The organism is Streptomyces lanatus, from assembly GCF_014655715.1.
Classification (GTDB): domain Bacteria; phylum Actinomycetota; class Actinomycetes; order Streptomycetales; family Streptomycetaceae; genus Streptomyces; species Streptomyces lanatus.
Window position 1 is genome coordinate 799413 of record NZ_BNBM01000002.1, and the last position, 18410, is coordinate 817822.

The 18410-nt window shown below is 71.1% G+C and carries 16 protein-coding genes; 8 read left to right on the forward strand and 8 right to left on the reverse strand.

Annotation, left to right across the window (positions count from 1 at the left end):
- Positions 1–3: 3 nt before the first annotated feature.
- From IE325_RS08695 to IE325_RS08705, 3 genes are read right to left on the reverse strand one after another with little or no spacing between them, the layout of a single operon-like run.
- Positions 4–1692, reverse strand: a complete 1689-nt coding sequence (locus IE325_RS08695; protein WP_190069131.1) for a thiamine pyrophosphate-binding protein — start codon at positions 1690–1692, stop codon at positions 4–6.
- A complete protein-coding gene (gene speB / locus IE325_RS08700; protein ID WP_190069132.1) occupies positions 1689–2666 on the reverse strand; it encodes an agmatinase in 978 nt (325 codons plus the stop codon). The genes IE325_RS08695 and speB overlap by 4 nt, the downstream gene beginning before the upstream one ends.
- A 57-nt stretch (positions 2667–2723) precedes the next feature.
- Positions 2724–4184, reverse strand: coding sequence for a sodium:solute symporter family protein (locus IE325_RS08705; RefSeq protein WP_190069133.1), 1461 nt, complete (start codon positions 4182–4184; stop codon positions 2724–2726).
- A gap of 121 nt (positions 4185–4305) precedes the next feature.
- Between IE325_RS08705 and IE325_RS08710 the strand changes: the two genes are divergently transcribed.
- The 3 genes from IE325_RS08710 (at position 4306) to IE325_RS08720 (ending at position 7962) form a co-directional block, all read left to right on the forward strand.
- Positions 4306–5772, forward strand: coding sequence for a PucR family transcriptional regulator (locus tag IE325_RS08710; protein ID WP_190069134.1), 1467 nt, complete (start codon positions 4306–4308; stop codon positions 5770–5772).
- Positions 5773–5845: 73 nt separating this feature from the next.
- Entirely contained in the window at positions 5846–6637 is a 792-nt protein-coding gene (locus tag IE325_RS08715; protein ID WP_190069135.1) for a phosphatase, read from the forward strand.
- Positions 6638–6840: 203 nt separating this feature from the next.
- Positions 6841–7962, forward strand: coding sequence for an acyltransferase family protein (locus tag IE325_RS08720; protein WP_190069136.1), 1122 nt, complete (start codon positions 6841–6843; stop codon positions 7960–7962).
- Here IE325_RS08720 and IE325_RS08725 read toward each other — a convergent pair.
- The 4 genes from IE325_RS08725 to IE325_RS08740 form a co-directional block, all read right to left on the reverse strand.
- A complete protein-coding gene (locus tag IE325_RS08725; RefSeq protein WP_190069137.1) occupies positions 7959–8825 on the reverse strand; it encodes an acyl-CoA thioesterase in 867 nt (288 codons plus the stop codon). The two genes, IE325_RS08720 and IE325_RS08725, sit on opposite strands and share 4 nt — an antisense overlap.
- A gap of 35 nt (positions 8826–8860) precedes the next feature.
- Positions 8861–10018, reverse strand: coding sequence for an acyl-CoA dehydrogenase family protein (locus IE325_RS08730; protein WP_190069138.1), 1158 nt, complete (start codon positions 10016–10018; stop codon positions 8861–8863).
- Between the two features lie 97 nt (positions 10019–10115).
- A complete protein-coding gene (locus IE325_RS08735) occupies positions 10116–10631 on the reverse strand; it encodes a pyridoxamine 5'-phosphate oxidase family protein (RefSeq protein ID WP_190069139.1) in 516 nt (171 codons plus the stop codon).
- Positions 10632–10676: 45 nt separating this feature from the next.
- Entirely contained in the window at positions 10677–11351 is a 675-nt protein-coding gene (locus tag IE325_RS08740) for a DedA family protein (protein WP_190069140.1), read from the reverse strand.
- A 293-nt stretch (positions 11352–11644) separates the two neighbouring features.
- On the opposite strand from IE325_RS08740, the gene IE325_RS08745 reads away from it, so the two are divergent.
- Together IE325_RS08745 and IE325_RS08750 are read left to right on the forward strand one after the other, a co-directional pair.
- Positions 11645–12586 (forward strand): sensor histidine kinase, encoded by a 942-nt coding sequence (locus IE325_RS08745; protein WP_373315134.1) that lies wholly within the window; start codon positions 11645–11647, stop codon positions 12584–12586.
- The gene (locus IE325_RS08750; RefSeq protein WP_190069141.1) at positions 12577–13221 is read left to right on the forward strand and encodes a response regulator; all 645 of its coding nucleotides are present in this window, start codon (positions 12577–12579) and stop codon (positions 13219–13221) included. The genes IE325_RS08745 and IE325_RS08750 overlap by 10 nt, the downstream gene beginning before the upstream one ends.
- A 1-nt stretch (position 13222) precedes the next feature.
- On the opposite strand, the gene IE325_RS08755 is transcribed toward IE325_RS08750, so the two are convergent.
- The gene (locus tag IE325_RS08755) at positions 13223–13810 is read right to left on the reverse strand and encodes an SACE_7040 family transcriptional regulator (RefSeq protein ID WP_190069142.1); all 588 of its coding nucleotides are present in this window, start codon (positions 13808–13810) and stop codon (positions 13223–13225) included.
- A 108-nt stretch (positions 13811–13918) separates the two neighbouring features.
- Between IE325_RS08755 and IE325_RS08760 the strand changes: the two genes are divergently transcribed.
- Genes IE325_RS08760 through IE325_RS08770 form a run of 3 tightly spaced genes read left to right on the forward strand, consistent with a single transcriptional unit; the run spans position 13919 to position 18407 of the window.
- Complete coding sequence (locus IE325_RS08760; RefSeq protein WP_190069143.1) at positions 13919–15535, forward strand: carboxyl transferase domain-containing protein; 1617 nt, start codon at positions 13919–13921, stop codon at positions 15533–15535.
- An 11-nt stretch (positions 15536–15546) separates the two neighbouring features.
- Positions 15547–17472: an acetyl/propionyl/methylcrotonyl-CoA carboxylase subunit alpha gene (locus IE325_RS08765; protein ID WP_190069144.1), complete on the forward strand. Its 1926-nt coding sequence runs from the start codon at positions 15547–15549 to the stop codon at positions 17470–17472.
- Positions 17472–18407 carry a hydroxymethylglutaryl-CoA lyase gene (locus IE325_RS08770; protein ID WP_190069145.1) on the forward strand — a complete coding sequence of 312 codons (936 nt, stop codon included), beginning with the start codon at positions 17472–17474 and terminating at the stop codon, positions 18405–18407. Before IE325_RS08765 ends, IE325_RS08770 begins: the two co-directional genes overlap by 1 nt.
- Positions 18408–18410: the final 3 nt, after the last annotated feature.

Below are 18410 nucleotides of genomic sequence, written 5' to 3' on the forward strand. Positions count from 1 at the left end.
GCATCACGTCGTGAGGTGAGTCGGCGCGAACATCCGCAGCACCGCCGGGAGTACGACCACCGAGGGCCCCTCCGCCGCCAGCGCCTTCGCCAGGTCGGCCTCCAGCGCCTCCGGCGTCGTACGCACCCCCGGCACCCCGAACGACTCGGCCAGCGCCACATAGTCCGGCCGGGTCAGTTCGGTCGCCGTCGCCTCGCCGAAGGCGTCCGTCATGTACTCACGGAGGATGCCGTAGCCGCCGTCGTCGACGATGAGCCAGGTGACGTTCAGGTCGTACTGGCGGGCCGTGGCGAGTTCGGCGATGGAGTACAGCGCCCCTCCGTCGCCGGACACCGCCAGCACCGGGCGGGTGGGGTCCGCGACCGCCGCGCCGAGGGCCGCCGGGAAGCCGTAGCCGAGGCCGCCCGCGCCCTGGGCGGAGTGCAGGCGGTTGGGGCCCTTGGCGTCGAAGGCGGACCAGGCCCAGTAGGCGAGGATCGTCATGTCCCAGAAGGACGGGGAGTCGGCGGGGAGGGCGCGGCGGACGGAGGCCAACACCTGCTGTTCCAGAGTGAGTTCCTGGGCGGAGATGCGGTCCGATACCTTCCCCAGCACCTCACTCACTCGCTCCGGCGCCGTCTCGTCCTCCCGCCGCGACACCGTCTCCAGCAGCGCCTGCAATGCCAGGCGCGCGTCCGCGTGGATGCCAAGTGCCGGGTGGTTGGACTCCAGCTTCCCGAGGTCCGCCTCGATCTGGATGACCCGGCCCCGCGGCTTGAACGTGTGGTAGTTGGACGACAGCTCGCCGAGGCCGGAGCCGACCACGAGGAGTACGTCCGCGTCCTCCAGGAAGTCCGTCGTGTACCGGTCCTCGATCCAGGACTGGAGGGACAGGGGGTGCATCCAAGGGAACGCGCCCTTTCCGCCCGGCGTCGTGACGACCGGCGCCTGGATCAGTTCCGCCAGCTGCTTCAGCTTGCCGCTGGCGTCCGACCGTACGACTCCCCCGCCAGCGATGATCGCCGGGCGGGCCGAGTGGGACAGCAAGTGGGCCGCCACCGCCGTCAGTTCGGGGCGCGGCGGCAGCTCGTCCGGGAAGGCGTCGCCTCCCGTCACCACCGGGATCGGGGTCTCGGCCAGCAGTACGTCCTGCGGGATCTCCACCCACACCGGGCCGTGCGGGGCCGTCAGCGCCGACTTCCAGGCCGCCTCGATCGCGGAGGGGATCTGGGACTGGGTGCGGACCGTGTGGACCGACTTGACCACGCCCCGGAACGAGGCCGCCTGGTCGGGGAGTTCGTGCAGGTAGCCGTGGCGGCCACCGCCCAGGCCGGAGGAAGGGATCTGACTACTGATCGCCAACACCGGCGCCGAAGCCGCCGCCGCCTCCTGGAGTGCGGCCAGCGATGTCAGCGCGCCCGGGCCCGTCGACAGCAGCAGCGGGGCCGCCTCGCCCGTCATCCGGCCGTACGCGTCCGCCGCGAAACCGGCGTTGTTCTCCACCCGAAGGCCGATGTACCGCAGGTCGGAGCGGCGTAGCGCGTCGAACATGCCCAGGGCGTGCTGGCCCGGCAGGCCGAAGACCGTCGTCGTGCCGAGCGCCGCCAGGGTCTCCACGACCAGGTCGCCGCCGTTGCGGCCGGGGGGCGGGTTCAGCGCGGCCTCCGTCTGGGCCGGCGTCGGGCGGAGTTCCAGGTCGTGGTCGTGGGTCACTTCGCGCGGGCCTCGGCAATCTGGCGGGACATGATCGTGGTCAGTTCGTACGCCGTGTGGGACGCGGCCACCGACGTGATCTCGGCGTGATCGTACGCGGGCGCCACCTCGACGACATCGGCCGAGACCAGGTTGCAGGACGCCAGGCCGCGCAGGATCTCCAGCAGCTCGCGCGAGGTCATGCCGCCCGCCTCGGGGGTTCCGGTGCCGGGGGCGTGGGCCGGGTCGAGGCAGTCGATGTCGATGGAGATGTAGAGGGGGCGGTCGCCGATGCGCTGGCGCAGCTGGTCGGCGACCTCGTCGGCGCCGCGGCGGTAGACGTCCGCGGAGGTGACGATGCCGAAGCCCATCTTCTCGTCGTCGGTCAGGTCCTGCTTGCCGTACAGCGGGCCGCGGATGCCGACGTGGGAGAGCGCGGAGGTGTCGAGGATGCCCTCCTCGACCGCGCGCCGGAAGGGCGTGCCGTGGGTGTACTCGGCGCCGAAGTAGGTGTCCCAGGTGTCGAGATGGGCGTCGAAGTGGAGCAGGGCGACCGGGCCGTGCTTCTTCGCGACCGAGCGCAGGAGCGGGAGGGCGATGGTGTGGTCGCCGCCCAGGGTCATCAGACGGGCGCCGGTGCCGATCAGGTCGTCGGCGGCGGCCTCGACGGTCTCCACGGCCTCGTTGATGTTGAACGGGTTCACCGCTATGTCGCCGCCGTCCGCGACCTGGGCGAGGGCGAAGGGGGACGCGTCCTGCGCCGGGTTGTAGGGGCGCAGCAGCCGGGACGCCTCGCGGATGGCGTTGCCGCCGAAGCGGGCGCCCGGCCGGTACGAGACGCCCGAGTCGAACGGCACCCCGATCACGGCCACGTCGGTCCGGCCGACCTCGTCGAGGCGGGGCAGCCGGGCGAAGGTGGCGGGTCCGGCGTACCGCGGGATCCGGGAGGAGTCGACGGGGCCGACAGGGCCACGGGGCGTCTCGTTGCCAGTCATCGTGAAATGCCTTCTTTCCTACGCTTCATCGCGTATGAGCGATATATACCTACGACTCTACTGGTGAGCCGGCACCGGTTCGGACACGAGTTCGGGGTCCCGCCCGGCGAGACGCTCACGCCAGACGGTGAGTACGGCCGCGTCGGTCGGCCTCGTCATCAAGGAGACGGCGATGTACGCGGCGAGGGAAGAGAGCAGGCCGTAGTAGACGGGCTCGTTGGCCAGGATGCCGTGGGTCGCCATCAGGGTGATCACCGCGACGCCGCCGACGACGACCGAGGCGAGCGCGCCCTGCACGGTGCCGCGCCGCCAGAGCAGTCCGCCGAGGATCGGCACGAGCAGGCCGCCGACCAGCAGGTTGTAGGCAACGGTCAGCGCCTCGACGACGTTGTTGAGCGCGATGGCCGTACCGATCACGGCGAGGCCCATGAGGAGGATGAAGGCACGGTTGCCCTTGACCTCGTCGTGGCCCTCCGCCGACGGGCGGATGGCGCCACGCAGACGTGACCAGATGTCGTTGTTCGCGACGGTCGCGCAGGCGATCAGCGCGCCGGAGGAGGTCGACATCACGGCGGCCAGGGCGGCGGCCAGCACCAACCCCCGTACGCCGACCGGGAGTTCGTCCTTGACGATGGTCGCGAAGGCGTCGTCCGGGCTGCCGAGCTTGGGGTAGAGCACCTTGGCCGCCGTACCGATGACGGCGCCGGCGAGGGCGTACACGAGGCAGTACGTGCCCGCGACCGTCCCGCCCCACTTGGCCGTGCTGTCGCCGCGCGCGGTGAAGACGCGCTGCCAGATGTCCTGCCCGATGAGCATGCCGAAGGTATAGATCAGGACGTAGGTGAAGATCGTCTCGCCGCCGATGCCGAGCGGGTCGAAGTACTCAGTGGGCAGCTGGGCCTTCATCTCACTGAAGCCGCCCGCCTTGACGACGGCGATGGGGAGGAGAAGCAGCAGCACGCCGACCGTCTTCACCACGAACTGCACCATGTCGGTGAGGGTGATCGACCACATGCCGCCGAGGGTGGAGTAGGCGACGACGATCGAGCCGCCGAGGACGATCGCGACGGTGCGGTTCATGTCGAAGAGGACGTCGAAGATCGTGGCGTAGGCGATGGTCGAGGTGACCGCGAGCATGAGGGTGTACGCCCACATGACGACACCGGAGATGACGCCGGCCCGGCCGCCGTAGCGCAGGTCCAGCATCTCGGAGACGGTGTAGACCTTCAGACGGGCGATGCGGGCGGAGAAGAAGACGGAGAGGGCGAGGAGCCCGAGGCCGATGGTGAAGACCATCCAGGCGCCGGAGAGGCCGTACTGATACCCGAGGCCCACGCCGCCGATGGTGGACGCGCCGCCGAGGACGATCGCGGCCATGGTGCCGGAGTACATGACCGGGCCGAGCCGGCGGCCCGCGACCAGAAACTCGCTCTTGGACTTGGCGCGGCGCATGCCCCACCAGCCCATGGCCAGCATGCCGGCCAGATAGACGACGATGACGGTGTAGTCGACGGCCACGGGGACCTCCCTCACTCGGGCGTCACGGGGGGGTGACAGACGTCGACACTAGGTGGCCGGAAAGCAACTGCGAAGTGTACGTTTCCTCCATCACTGGTCGCGCGAGTGTAGGAAACGTCCCATGCCGGAACCGACCGTTCCCCCGACCCCGCCGGTCCCCCTCTCCTCGCTGCTGGCCCGTGAGGACCTGGGCCTGCGCCAGATCGCCGGGCCGACGGACGCGAACACGGTGATCCACTGGGCGCACACGTCGGAGATGGCGGATCCGTATCCGTATCTGCTGGGTGGCGAGCTGCTGCTCTCGGCCGGGGTGCACATCCCGGAGCCGGCGGGCTCGGGCACCTACTTCGACGACTACGTCTCCCGGATCGTCGCGGCGGGCGGCGCGGCCCTCGGCTTCGGCCTCGCCCCGGTGCACGACACGGTGCCGCGCGCGCTGGTGGAGGCGTGCGACACATACGGCCTCCCGCTCCTGGAGGTCCCCCCTCGGACCACCTTCTCGGGAGTGGCCCGCGCCGTCTGGCAACTGATGGCCCAGGCCCGCCTCGCCGAACTACGCCGCGTGACGGAGGCCCAGCAGGGGTTGGCGGCGGCGGCATCACGCCCGGATCCGGTGCGGGCGGTGCTACGGCAGTTGGCTCAGCGGGTGGGGGGTTGGGCGGTGCTGTACGGGGCGGAGGGGTCGGAGGTCGCGTCGGCGGGGCGGGGGCCGGACGACGCGGTCGCCGGGTCGCTGGCGGCGCTCGCGGAGGTCGTACGGCCCTCCGGCCCGGGTACGCCCACCTCCGCCACCGACACCGCCGTGGACACCCACCTCGCCGCCTACGCACTCGGCGCCGGTCATGGCTTCGTTCTCGGGGTCGCCGCTCCGCACCGGGACCCCGGCGACCACACCATCGCCTCCGTCGCCGCCGTACTCCTCTCCCTCCTCACCGGCGAGCAGCAGAGCGGTTCCGGGGCGGCGCGCTCGTCGGCCCTCGTACGGCTGCTGCTGGGGGCCGAGCCGGAGGCGGTGGCGCCGCTGCTCGGGGCCGGTCAGTGGCTCGTGGTGCACGGCAGCCCGACCGCGCCGCCCTGCGACCCCGTGGCCGCCGCCGCGCTGGGCGCCGCCCTCGGCTCACCCCTGGTCGACCTGGCGCGGGACGTCGTACGCGTCCTCGTCCCGGCGGACCGCGAACCGGCCCCGCAGCCCGGCTGGACCCTCGGCGTCAGCGCCCCGGCGAGCGCGCGGGACTGGCCGGCGGCCGACGCCCAGGCGGCCCGTGCCCTGTCCCGGGCCAGGGCCACCCGCACCGCCCTGCACCGGCACGGCACCCACCGCGCCGCCCTGGCCGACCTGGTCTCCCCCGGCGAGGCCGAGGCGCACGCCCGCGCGCTCCTCGCGCCGCTCGCCCCGCCGCTGGCCGAGACGCTGCGCACCTGGCTCTCCCTGCACGGCAGCTGGGACCGCACCGCGGTGGCGCTGTCCGTGCACCGCAACACCGTCCGCCAGCGCATCGCCCGCTGCGCGCGCCTGTTGGGCACGGACCTGGACGACCCGGACGTACGGATGGAGCTGTGGTTCGCGCTGCGCCATTTCGAGCCATGATCTCCAAGTGACCCGCGTCGCACGCGGCCCGGACGCGGCCGTTCCCGGAGTTGTCTGCCTCACAATGGGAACCATGCCGATACCCGGGACACCCAGCCGCGCCGAGCTCGTCGACCACCTCGTCAGAACCCGTATCGCGGGTGACGTCGCCACTCCCCGCGAGAACAACCTCTCCCACTACCGCAAGCTCGCGAACGGCGACCGCCACTACTGGCTCGGCCTGGAGCTCGGCGACCGCTGGACCGATGAGCAGGACGTCCTCGCGGTGATGGCGGAGCGGGTCGGAGTGAACGACGACGCCGAGCACCGCCACGGCCAGGACACCATCGACCCGGAGCTGACGGTGGCCGCGCTGGAGCGCATGGCGGCCCGGCTGCGCAAGGCGGCGGACGGTCAGCAGCGGGTGCTCTTCGCGACCGGCCACCCGGGCGGCCTGCTCGACGTGCACCGTGCGACGGCGGACGCCCTGCGCGCGGCCGGCTGCGAGATCGTCGTGATCCCGGAGGGACTGCAGACCGACGAGGGTTACGTCATGCAGTTCGCGGACGTCGCGGTCCTGGAGCACGGCGCCACCCTGTGGCACACCCACTCCGGGCAGCCGATGCGGGCCATCCTCACCGGCCTCGAGCGCGAGGGCCGCCCGCTGCCGGACCTGGTCGTCGCCGACCACGGCTGGGCGGGGTACGCCGGGCAGCACGGCGTCGACTCCGTCGGCTACGCCGACTGCAACGACCCGGCGCTGTTCCTCGCGGAGTCGGAGGGCACGGTGCAGGTGGTGGTGCCCCTGGACGACCATGTGGTCAGCCCGCGCCACTACGACCCGATGACGGCGTATCTGCTGCGCGAGGCGGGCTTCGTCGAGTAGGGGGTTGTACTCGACCGCGTTGAAATCTCGGCGAACCTTGCGGGATTTCTTCGTGGAGGTCGCATCCCTGCACACATCCCCCTGAGACACGTCCCTGTCTGTTCAACCGGAAACAGAAGTGACGGAGTTTCTCAGGGGAACGGATGTTGCTGATGCGCGGAATCGACAGTGGACCTACGGCCCTTCTTCGGGCGCCGGGCGCGATGCGTGTGCCCTCGCAGCCGCTCCCCCCGCTCGCGGAGACGGTGCCCGCGCGGGAGGGACGCCGGCTGTATGTGATCGACGGGATCCGGCTGCTCGCCGCGCTGGTGGTGGCCGTGCACCACTACGCCGGCACGGACCGGCTCGACCAGCCGGGCAACCCGGTCTGGGGCCGGCCGGTGTCCGAGATCATGCCCACGGTGTTCCGTCTCTCGGCCTACGGCTGGATCGGCGTCGAGATCTTCTTCGTCATCAGCGGCTTCGTGATCTGCATGTCGTGCTGGGGCCGCACACCCCGGCAGTTCTTCGTCTCGCGGGTCATCCGGCTCTACCCGGCGTACTGGTTCGCCATCGCCTTCACCACGGCCGTCATCGTGGCCCTGCCCGGGGTGTGGGAGCGCCTGCGACTGCGGGACATCCTGCTCAACCTCACGATGCTCCAGTCGGGTTCGGCCTCGCCGCACGTCGACGGCGTGTACTGGACCCTGTGGACGGAACTGCGCTTCTATCTGCTGTTCCTGGTGGTCGTCGCCATGGGCCTCACCTACCGCAGAGTGGTCGTCTTCTGCTGCGTCTGGGGCACCGCTGCGATGATCGCGCCGATCTCCGAGCTGCGTCTGATGATCCTGATCGTCAACCCGGTCGCGGCCTGGTTCTTCATCGCCGGTCTGGTGCTGTACCTGATGTACCGCTTCGGCCAGGACCTGCTGCTGTGGGGCATGCTGACCATGTCGTGGCTGATGGCGCAGGTGGAGATCGGGCGCCGTATCGAGTCCGTCGAGCATGTCTCCGGCTGGCGCGGCAGCGCGCTGATCTACACGGTGTTCCTGCTGTTCATGGTCGCCGTCGCACTGGGATACACCGACCGGATCCGGTGGAGGTGGCTGGTCACCGCGGGGGCACTGACATATCCGCTGTATCTGACGCACTACCTCGCCGGTACGACGCTGATCAACCGGCTGCGGGACACCATGGACCCGCGGCTGCTGGTCGCCGTGGTGATTGCCGGGTTCCTGGGCCTGAGCTGGCTGGTGCACCGGTGTGTGGAGCGTCCGGCGGCCCGGCTGATGAAGCGGGGCCTGGACACGTCCTTCGCGCGGCTGCGGAACGCCACCCGCTCTTAGCGCGGGACCCGGACCACGCCCTCCTGGATCACCGACACCGCCAGCCGGCCGTCCTGCGTGTAGATACGGGCCTGGCCGAGCCCGCGTCCGGCGTACGCCGACGGTGACTCCTGGTCGTACAGCAGCCATTCGTCGGCGCGGAAGGGCCGGTGGAACCACATCGCGTGGTCCAGCGAGGCGCCGACCACATCACCGACGGCCCAGCCGCCCCGGCCGTGCGCGAGCAGGACGGAGTCGAGGAGGGTCATGTCGGAGACGTACGTGGCGAGGACGACGTGCAGGAGAGGGTCGTCGGCGAGCTTGCCGTTGGTGCGGAACCAGACCTGGGAGTGCGGTTCGCGCGGCTCGCCGAATTTGCCGTACGGCGGCTCGTCGACATAGCGCAGGTCGACCGCCTGGCGGGCCTCGAGGAAGCGCTCGACGACCGCCGGGTCGAGGTGGTCGTAGCCGCGCAGCCGCTCCTCGGAGGTGGGCAGCGACTCCGGGTCCGGCGCGGGCGGGATCGGGGTCTGGTGGTCCAGGCCCTCCTCGTACGTCTGGAAGGACGCCGACAGCGCGAAGATCGGCTTGCCGTGCTGGACGGCGACCACGCGGCGGGTGGTGAAGGAGCGGCCGTCACGCATGCGGTCGACGTTGTAGACGATGGGCGCGCCCGGGTCCCCCATGCGCAGGAAGTACGCGTGCAGGGAGTGGGCGGGCCGGTCCGCGGGCACCGTGCGGCCGGCGGCGACGAGCGCCTGGGCCGCGACCTGTCCGCCGAAGACGCGCGGGACGACTGCGGAGCGGGACTGGCCGCGGAAGATGTCCTCCTCGATCTGCTCCAGGTCGAGCAGATCGAGGAGGTCCTCAAGTGCCTCGTTCATGGCACCTTTTCTACTGGCAGGGGATTTCAGGAGCCTTAAAGGCCCATGTCCTTCGCGATGATCGACTTCATGATCTCGCTGGTGCCGCCGTAGATGCGGTTGACGCGGTTGTCCGCGTACAGGCGAGCGATCGGGTACTCGTTCATGAAGCCGTAGCCGCCGTGCAGCTGGAGGCAGCGGTCGATGACGCGGTGGGCGACCTCGGTGCAGAACAGCTTCGCGGAGGCGGCCTCGGCGGGGGTCAGCTCACCGGCGTCCAGGGCCTCCAGGGCTCGGTCGGCGACGGCCTCGGCGGCGTCCACCTCGGCCTGGCAGGCGGCCAGCTCGAACTTGGTGTTCTGGAAGGAGGCGACGGACTTGCCGAAGACGGTGCGGTCCTGGACGTACTCCTTGGCGAACCGCACGGCGGCCTTGGCCTGCGCGTAGGCGCCGAAGGCGATGCCCCAGCGCTCGGAGGCGAGGTTGTGGCCGAGGTAGTAGAAGCCCTTGTTCTCCTCGCCGAGGAGGTCCTCGACCGGGACCTTCACATCGACGAACGCCAGCTCGGCGGTGTCGGAGGTCTTCAGGCCGAGCTTGTCGAGCTTGCGGCCGACGGAGTAGCCCTCGGACTTGGTGTCCACGGCGAACAGGGAGATGCCGTGGCGGCGGTCCTCGGCGCTGGGCGCGTCGGTGCGGGCGCAGACGATCACACGGTCGGCGTGGACGCCGCCGGTGATGAAGGTCTTGGCGCCGTTGAGGACGTAGTGCGTGCCGTCCTCGCTCAGCTTGGCGGTGGTCTTCATGCCCGCGAGGTCGGACCCGGTGCCCGGCTCGGTCATCGCCAGCGCCCACATCTCCTCACCGGAGACGAACTTCGGCAGGAAGCGCTTCTTCTGCTCATCGCTGGCGAGCATCTTGATGTACGGCAGGCCGAGCAGCACGTGCACACCGGAGCCGCCGAACTGCACACCCGCGCGGGCGGTCTCCTCGTACATCACCGCCTCGAACTTGTACGAGTCGATGCCGGCGCCGCCGAACTCCTCGTCGACGCGGATGCCGAAGACGCCCAGCTCGGCGAGCTTGTAGTAGAAGTCGCGGGGCGCCTGGCCCGCCGCGAACCACTCGTCGTAGACCGGCACGACCTCGGCCTCGATGAAGGCGCGGATGGTCTCCCGGAACGCCTCGTGATCCTCGTTGAACACCGTACGGCGCACGCCGCCCACCTCCACCGGTACATGTCTAAGCGCTTGCTCACTCAACCGTACCGGCGAGTATCCACAGGCGTCCAGAGGTCAAGGTCCGTAACGCTCGTCACGCTTCCAGCGGTACGTCTCCCCTGTGCTCGTAGTTCAGCCCGTGCTCGGCGCAGGGCCGCCCCGCCTCATGTGGGCAGATCATCGAGTACGCGGTGACCCGGGCCCGGTACACCCGCCAGCGGGCCGGTGCTCGCACCTCGTCCGGCGTGATCGTCCAGCCGCCCCGGCCGGCGGGGTTCGGGATGACCCGCAGCGCCTCCAGCGCCTCCGCCCCGGCCAGCTCCGTCGCGGTGGCGGTCAGATACAGGGCGCGCGGGGCGGCCGTGCCGACCGGTGCGCGGGAGTCGTGGATGACGATGCCGACCCGGGGCTCATGGGCGAGGTTGCGCGAGTGGGTGACCTCGGGGGACGAGACCCAGTAGAAGTCGCGCCCGTCCTCGGTGGAGTAGAACACCGGCGAGGCCCAGGGGGCGCCGTCAGGGCCGACGGTCGCCAGCACCATGTACATGTTCCCGTCGATGATCGCCCGCGCCGCACTGCCGCTGCCGGTGTCGTCCGTCTGCTCGGTCATGCGTCCCCCTCGTTCCGCAGGCATGCCGCCGGAGAGGGGACCACTCTAGGGGCGCCGTGTGGAACCCGACCCCGCCGGACGGCGCCGCGCGCCACGCCCCGCCCGGAGCAGCCGTATGCCGACGAAGGCCAGCACCGCCACGCCCACCGCCGCCAGGATCACCTTGGAGTAGAGGCCGACCACGTCGGTGACCTCGTGCCAGCGGGCGCCGAGGGCGTAGCCGCCGGCGATGAAGGCGGCGTTCCAGATGAGGCTGCCGGCCGCGGTGAGGGCGAGGAAGAGCGGCAGCCGCATGCGTTCGACGCCGGCCGGTATCGAGATCAGGCTGCGGAAGATGGGAACGAAGCGGCCGAAGAAGACGGCCTTCGTGCCGTGCCGCAGGAACCACGCCTCGGTCCGCTCCACGTCGGCGACCTTCACCAGCGGCAGCCGGGCCGCCACCGCGATCAGCCGCTCACGGCCGAAGAGCGCGCCCAGCAGATACAGCACCAGCGCGCCGACCACCGATCCCGCGGTCGTCCAGGCGATCGCGGAGAAGACGTCCATCCGGCCCTGGCTCGCGGTGAACCCCGCCAGCGGCAGGATCACCTCGCTGGGCAGCGGCGGGAAGAGGTTCTCCAGGGCGATGGCCAGTCCGGCGCCGGGCCCGCCCAGCTTCTCCATGAGGTCGGAGGCCCAGCCGGCGACTCCGCCGAGGGGAGCCTCTGCAGCAATGATCATGTGCTCCACTTTACGAAGTCTTGACCTAAAGGCGGTATGAGGAAGGCCGCAGACCCGGCTGTGGCGATCCGCACGCCGACAGTGCGGTTTTCCGCAGGGTGCCGCCCCCGCACCCTTGGCTAGCCTGACCCGTCGTGATCGGATTCACCGAGCGCTGGCTGCGCCTCGCCGCCGGACTGCTGCTGGGCGGACTGACGGCGCTGGCCGAGTTCGCCTGTGTCGTCGGCGGCTGGATAGGCATGCCGGGGACGGGTGCGCTGCGCCTGGCCGAGTGGGAGCGCCGCCGCCTCGCGGTGTTCCAAGCCGCCGAGCTGGACCCTCCACGCAGCCGGAAGGCGGCCCTCGCATACCTGTCCGCGCGCTGGCCGCTCGGCCTGTTCGGGCTGCTGGTGCTGCTGACCTCGCTGATCGCCCTCGCGTACGCCTCGCTGCCGCTGTGGGCCTGGTTCGTGCTGGAGCCGGACGCCCCCTGGGACATCGTCTTCTCCGCGCTGGGCGGGCTGTTCCTGCTGTTCCTGTGCGCGCAGGGCGGCCGGGGCCTGGCGCAGCTGGACGAACAGCTGGCACGCCGCCACCTGGGCCCCAGCGAGACGGAACTGCTGCGGCGCCGGGTGGGCGAGCTGGCCGAGACCCGCGCCGGGGTGATGCAGGCCGTGCACGACGAACGACGGCGCATCGAACGCGACCTGCACGACGGGGTCCAGCAACGCCTCGTCGCGCTCGGCATGCTCCTGGGCCGCGCCCGCCGGGCCACCGACCCGGCCAAGGCGGACGCCCTGCTGCACCAGGCACACGAGGAGTCCGCGCACGCCCTGACCGACCTGCGCGAAACGGCATGGCGCATCTACCCCGCCGCCCTGGACGAGCGGGGGCTGGCCGCCGCGCTGGAGGGACTGGCGGAGCGATCAGTGATCCCGGTCCAGGTGTCGTACGAACTGGACGGCACCCCTCCCCCGGTCCCCGTGCAGACGGTGGCCTACTTCGTCGCCGCCGAGGCCGTCACCAACACCCTGAAGCACTCGGGCGCCACGCGCGCCGACATCCGGGTGACCCGGCGAGACACGGAGGTGATCGTGCGCATCGAGGACGACGGCGACGGCGGAGCCCCACGCCGCCCCACCACCGGCGGCCTGCTCGGCCTGTCCCGGCGGGTCGCCGCCCTCGACGGACGGCTCGACGTGGACAGCCCACCCGGGGGCCCGACCGTGATCACGGCGGAGCTGCCATGCGGGTGATGATCGCCGAGGACTCGGCGCTGCTGCGTGAGGGACTCGTCCGGCTGCTGGCCGACGAGGGACATGTGGTGACGGCCGCGGTGGGCAACGCGGACGCGCTCCTCGCGGCGGTCGCTGCGGACCCGCCCGACATCGTGGTGATGGACGTACGCATGCCGCCCACCCACACCGACGAGGGGCTACGGGCCGCGCTCCAGGTCCGCGAACGCCATCCCGGCACGGCCGTCCTGGTCCTCTCCCAGTACGTCGAGGGCCGCTACGCCACCGAGCTGCTCAGCGGCAGCAGCGAGGGCGTCGGGTACCTCCTCAAGGACCGGGTCATGCAGGTGGAGGAGTTCCTCGACGCCCTGGAACGGGTCGGCGCGGGCGGCACCGTCTTCGACCCCGAGGTGGTCCGGCGGCTCCTCAGCCGGAAGGACCCGCTGCACCGGCTCACCCCACGGGAGCGGGACGTACTCGGGCTCATGGCCCAGGGCTGCACCAACGCGGCCATCGCCCAGCGGCTCTACGTCTCCCAGAGCGCCGTGGAGAAACACACCAACGCGATCTTCGACAAGCTCGGCCTGACGGGTACGACCGGCTACAGCCGCCGCGTCCTCGCGGTGCTGCGGCACCTGAGCGCCCCCGACGGGTAGGTCACGCCGCCGCGAACGCCCCCCGCGCCATCCGGTGCAGCAGCACCGCCGTGACGCCCCGCCCCGGCAGCGACCCCGGCCGCCCCAGGTGCGGCGTCGAGTTCAGCAGGCCGAAGACCGAGTGCACCGCCGAGCGGGCCGTCGGCTCGGTCAGGTCCGGGTACACCTCGCGCACCACCTCCACCCACAGCTCGACGTACTGCCGCTGGAGCTGGCGCACCAGCTTGCGGTCGCTGTCGCGCAGGCGGTCCAGCTCGCGGTCGTGCAGGGTGATCAGGGGGCGGTCGTCGAGGGCGAAGTCGATATGGCCCTCGATGAGGGAGTCGAGGACCGCCTCGGCCGGCACTCCGTCGGCCTCCGCGAGGCGCCGCTTCGCGCCGGTCAGCAGCTGACCGCTGATGCCGACGAGCAGCTCGGCGAGCATCGCGTCCTTGCCGGCGAAGTGCCGGTAGAGACCGGGGCCGCTGATGCCCACGGCGGCGCCTATCTCGTCGACACCGACGCCGTGGAATCCACGCTCGGCGAAGAGCCGCGCGGCCTCCTTGAGGATCTGTTCGCGGCGGGTGGGGGCGTCGGTTCTGGTGGCCATGAAGGTAATTCTAGACAGGGAGGTTAGCGGTCGTTAACCTGATGGAAATGGTTAACGCTCATTAACAGGCGCTCATCCACCGTCGATCACTGGTGAGGGGACCGCAGGATGCATGAGGCACCGGAGCTCCACAGCGCGGCAGATCCCGCGTCGGAGGCCTTTCGGTCCAACGAGGAGGCCCACCGGGCGCTCGGCGAGGAGCTGCGCGGCAAGCTCGCCGCGGCCCGGCTCGGCGGCGGTGAGAAGGCCCGCGCCCGGCACACCGCGCGCGGCAAGCTGCTGCCGAGGGACCGGGTGGACACCCTCCTCGACCCCGGATCGCCCTTCCTGGAGCTGGCGCCGCTCGCCGCCGACGGCATGTATGACAACCAGGCCCCGGCCGCCGGTGTCATCGCCGGGATCGGGCGGGTCAGCGGCCGCGAGTGCGTGATCGTCGCCAATGACGCCACCGTCAAGGGCGGCACGTACTACCCGATGACCGTGAAGAAGCACCTGCGCGCGCAGGAGGTGGCCCTGGAGAACCGCCTGCCGTGTCTGTACCTGGTCGACTCGGGCGGTGCTTTCCTGCCCATGCAGGACGAGGTCTTCCCTGACCGGGAGCACTTCGGGCGGATCTTCTACAACCAGGCCCGGATGTCGGGCGCCGGGATCCCGCAGATCGCGGCCGTGCTCGGCTCGTGCACGGCCGGTGGCGCCTACGTCCCCGCCATGAGCGACGAGGCCGTGATCGTCCGCAACCAGGGCACGATCTTCCTCGGCGGCCCCCCGCTGGTGAAGGCCGCCACGGGTGAGGTCGTCACCGCCGAGGAGCTGGGCGGCGGCGAGGTCCACTCGCGTGTGTCCGGCGTGACCGACCACCTCGCGGAGGACGACCCGCACGCCCTGCGGATCGTGCGCAACATCGTCGCCACCCTCCCCGCGCGCGGGAACCTCCCCTGGGAGGTCGTGCCCGCCGCAGAGCCGAAGGTCGACCCGTACGGCCTCTACGGCGCCGTCCCCGTCGACTCCCGCACCCCTTACGACGTACGCGAGATCATCGCGCGCGTGGTCGACGGCTCCCGTTTCTCGGAGTTCAAGGCCGAGTTCGGGCAGACCCTGGTCACCGGCTTCGCCCGGATCCACGGCCACCCGGTCGGCATCGTCGCCAACAACGGCATCCTGTTCTCCGAGTCCGCCCAGAAGGGCGCCCACTTCATCGAGCTGTGCGACCAGCGCGGCATCCCGCTGGTCTTCCTCCAGAACATCTCCGGCTTCATGGTCGGCAAGGACTACGAGGCCGGCGGTATCGCCAAGCACGGCGCCAAGATGGTGACGGCGGTGGCCTGCACGCGCGTGCCGAAGCTGACGGTGGTGGTCGGCGGTTCGTACGGCGCCGGGAACTACTCCATGTGCGGCCGGGCGTACTCCCCCCGCTTCCTGTGGATGTGGCCCAACGCCAAGATCTCCGTCATGGGCGGCGAGCAGGCCGCCTCGGTCCTCGCGACCGTCAAGCGCGACCAGTTGGAGGCGCGCGGCGAGGACTGGCCCTCGGAGGCCGAGGAAGCCTTCAAGGCGCCGGTCCGGGAGCAGTACGAGCGCCAGGGCAACGCCTACTACGCCACCGCCCGCCTCTGGGACGACGGCGTCATCGACCCGCTGGAGACCCGGCAGGTGCTGGGCCTGGCACTGACCGCCTGCGGCAACGCGCCCCTGGGTGACCCCCAGTTCGGCGTCTTCCGGATGTGAGGGGGGCATTGATGTTCGACACCGTGCTTGTGGCCAACCGGGGCGAGATCGCCGTCCGGGTCATCCGGACCCTGCGCTCGCTGGGCGTGCGCTCGGTGGCCGTCTTCTCCGACGCGGACGCCGACGCCCGGCATGTCCGGGAGGCCGACACGGCGGTACGGATCGGCCCGGCTCCGGCCGCCGAGAGCTATCTGTCGGCCGAGCGGCTCCTGGAGGCCGCCGCCCGCACCGGCGCCCAGGCCGTGCACCCCGGCTACGGCTTCCTCGCGGAGAACGCGGCCTTCGCGCGCGCGTGCGCCGACGCGGGGCTGGTCTTCATCGGGCCTCCCGCCGACGCCATCTCGCTCATGGGCGACAAGATCCGCGCCAAGGAGACGGTGAAGACGGCCGGTGTACCGGTCGTCCCCGGCGGCCGGGATCCCGAACTGGCCGATGCCGCCCGTGAGTTGGGCGCACCCGTGCTGCTGAAGCCCTCGGCGGGCGGCGGCGGCAAGGGCATGCGTCTGGTGCGGGACCTGTCCGTGCTTGAGGAGGAGATCGCCGCCGCCCGCCGCGAGGCCCGCGCCTCCTTCGGCGACGACACCCTCCTCGTCGAGCGATGGGTCGACCGGCCCCGGCACATCGAGATCCAGGTGCTGGCCGACGGCCACGGGAATGTCGTCCATCTCGGCGAGCGCGAGTGCTCGTTGCAGCGCCGCCACCAGAAGATCATCGAGGAGGCGCCGTCCGTCCTGCTGGACGAGAGCACGCGCGCGTCGATGGGCGAGGCGGCCGTCCAGGCGGCACTGTCCTGCGGCTACCGGGGCGCGGGCACGGTCGAGTTCATCGTGCCGGGCAACGACCCCTCCTCCTACTACTTCATGGAGATGAACACCCGCCTCCAGGTGGAACACCCCGTCACGGAGCTGGTCACCGGCCTGGATCTGGTCGAGTGGCAGCTGCGGGTGGCGGCGGGCGAGCGGCTGGACTTCGGGCAGGACGACGTACGGCTCACCGGTCACGCCGTCGAGGCCCGTATCTGCGCGGAAACTGTGTCCATTAAAGAGGGCGCGCGCGGGTTCCTCCCCTCCGGCGGCACCGTCCTCAAGCTCCGCGAACCCCAGGGCGACGGCATCCGCACCGACTCCGGGCTCAGCGAAGGCACGGAGGTCGGCAGCCTGTACGACCCGATGCTGTCCAAGGTGATCGCGTACGGCCCGGACCGCGCGACCGCGCTCAGGAAGCTCCGGGCGGCGCTCGCGGAGACGGTCACGCTGGGCGTGCAGACCAACGCCGGGTTCCTGCGGCGGCTGCTCGCGCATCCGGCGGTCGTGGCGGGCGAGTTGGACACCGGTCTGGTCGAGCGCGTGGTGGACGACCTGGTCGCCACGGACGTACCCGACGAGGTGTACGAGGCGGCGGCGGCCGTACGGCATCAGGCGCTGCGGCCGAAGGGCGAGGGCTGGACGGACCCGTTCTCGGTGCCGAGCGGCTGGCGGCTGGGCGGCACGCCCCGGCCCGCGAGCTTCCCTCTCCGCGTCCAGGACCCGGTGGAGTACACCCCGCGCGGTGCCGCCACCGTCACCGACGACGACGTGTCCGTGACCCTCGACGGCGTACGCCACACCTTCCAGCGCGCCGCCGACTGGCTCGGCCGGGACGGCGACGCCTGGCACGTGCGCGACCACGACCCGGTGGCCGCCTCCCTCACCGGGGCCGCCCACGCGGGCGCCGACTCGCTCACCGCGCCCATGCCGGGGACCGTGACGGTGGTGAAGGTCGCCGTAGGGGACGAGGTGAGCGCCGGTCAGAGCCTGCTGGTGGTGGAGGCGATGAAGATGGAGCACGTCATCTCCGCCCCGCACGCCGGCACGGTCGCCGAACTCGATGTCACACCCGGCTCGACGGTCGCCATGGACCAGGTCCTGGCGGTCATCACCCCGGTGGAGGAGGACTGATGACGCTGCCCATGACGGTGCCTGCCGCGGACCTGCCCGCCCGGGTCCGTATCCACGAGGTCGGCGCGCGCGACGGCCTGCAGAACGAGAAGTCGACCGTGCCGACGGAGGTGAAGGCGGAGTTCGTGCGCCGGCTCGCCGACGCGGGGCTGACGACGATCGAGGCGACGAGCTTCGTCCACCCCAAGTGGGTGCCTCAACTCGCCGACGCCGAGCAGCTGTTCCCACTGGTCAGCGACCTGAAAGGGGTGCACCTGCCCGTCCTCGTCCCCAACGCCCGCGGCCTGGACCGCGCCCTGACCCTGGGCGCTCGCCGCGTCGCCGTCTTCGCCAGCGCCACGGAGTCCTTCGCCAAGGCCAACCTCAACCGGACGCTGGATGAGTCGCTGGGTGTCTTCGACCCGGTGGTGCGCCGCGCCAAGGACGAGGGACTGCACGTCCGCGGCTATGTCTCCATGTGCTTCGGCGACCCCTGGGAGGGCGAGGTACCCCTCCACCAGGTCGCCCGGGTCTGCAAGGCGCTGGTGGAGATGGGCTGCGACGAGCTGAGCCTCGGCGACACCATCGGCGTGGCGACCCCGGGCCACGTCCTCGAACTCCTCTCCCTCCTCAACGAGGAGGGCGTGCCGACGAACGTCATCGGCGTGCACTTCCACGACACCTACGGCCAGGCGCTCGCCAACACCTACGCCGCCCTTGAGCACGGCGTCACGACCGTCGACGCCTCGGCCGGCGGCCTCGGCGGCTGCCCGTACGCCAAGTCCGCCACCGGAAACCTCGCCACGGAAGACCTCGTGTGGATGCTGCGGGGCCTCGGCATCGACACCGGAGTCGACCTCGACCGTCTCGTCGCCACGAGCGCGTGGATGGCCGAACAACTGGGCCGACCCAGCCCGTCCCGCACCGTACGAGCCCTCTCCCACAAGGAGCAGTGAACA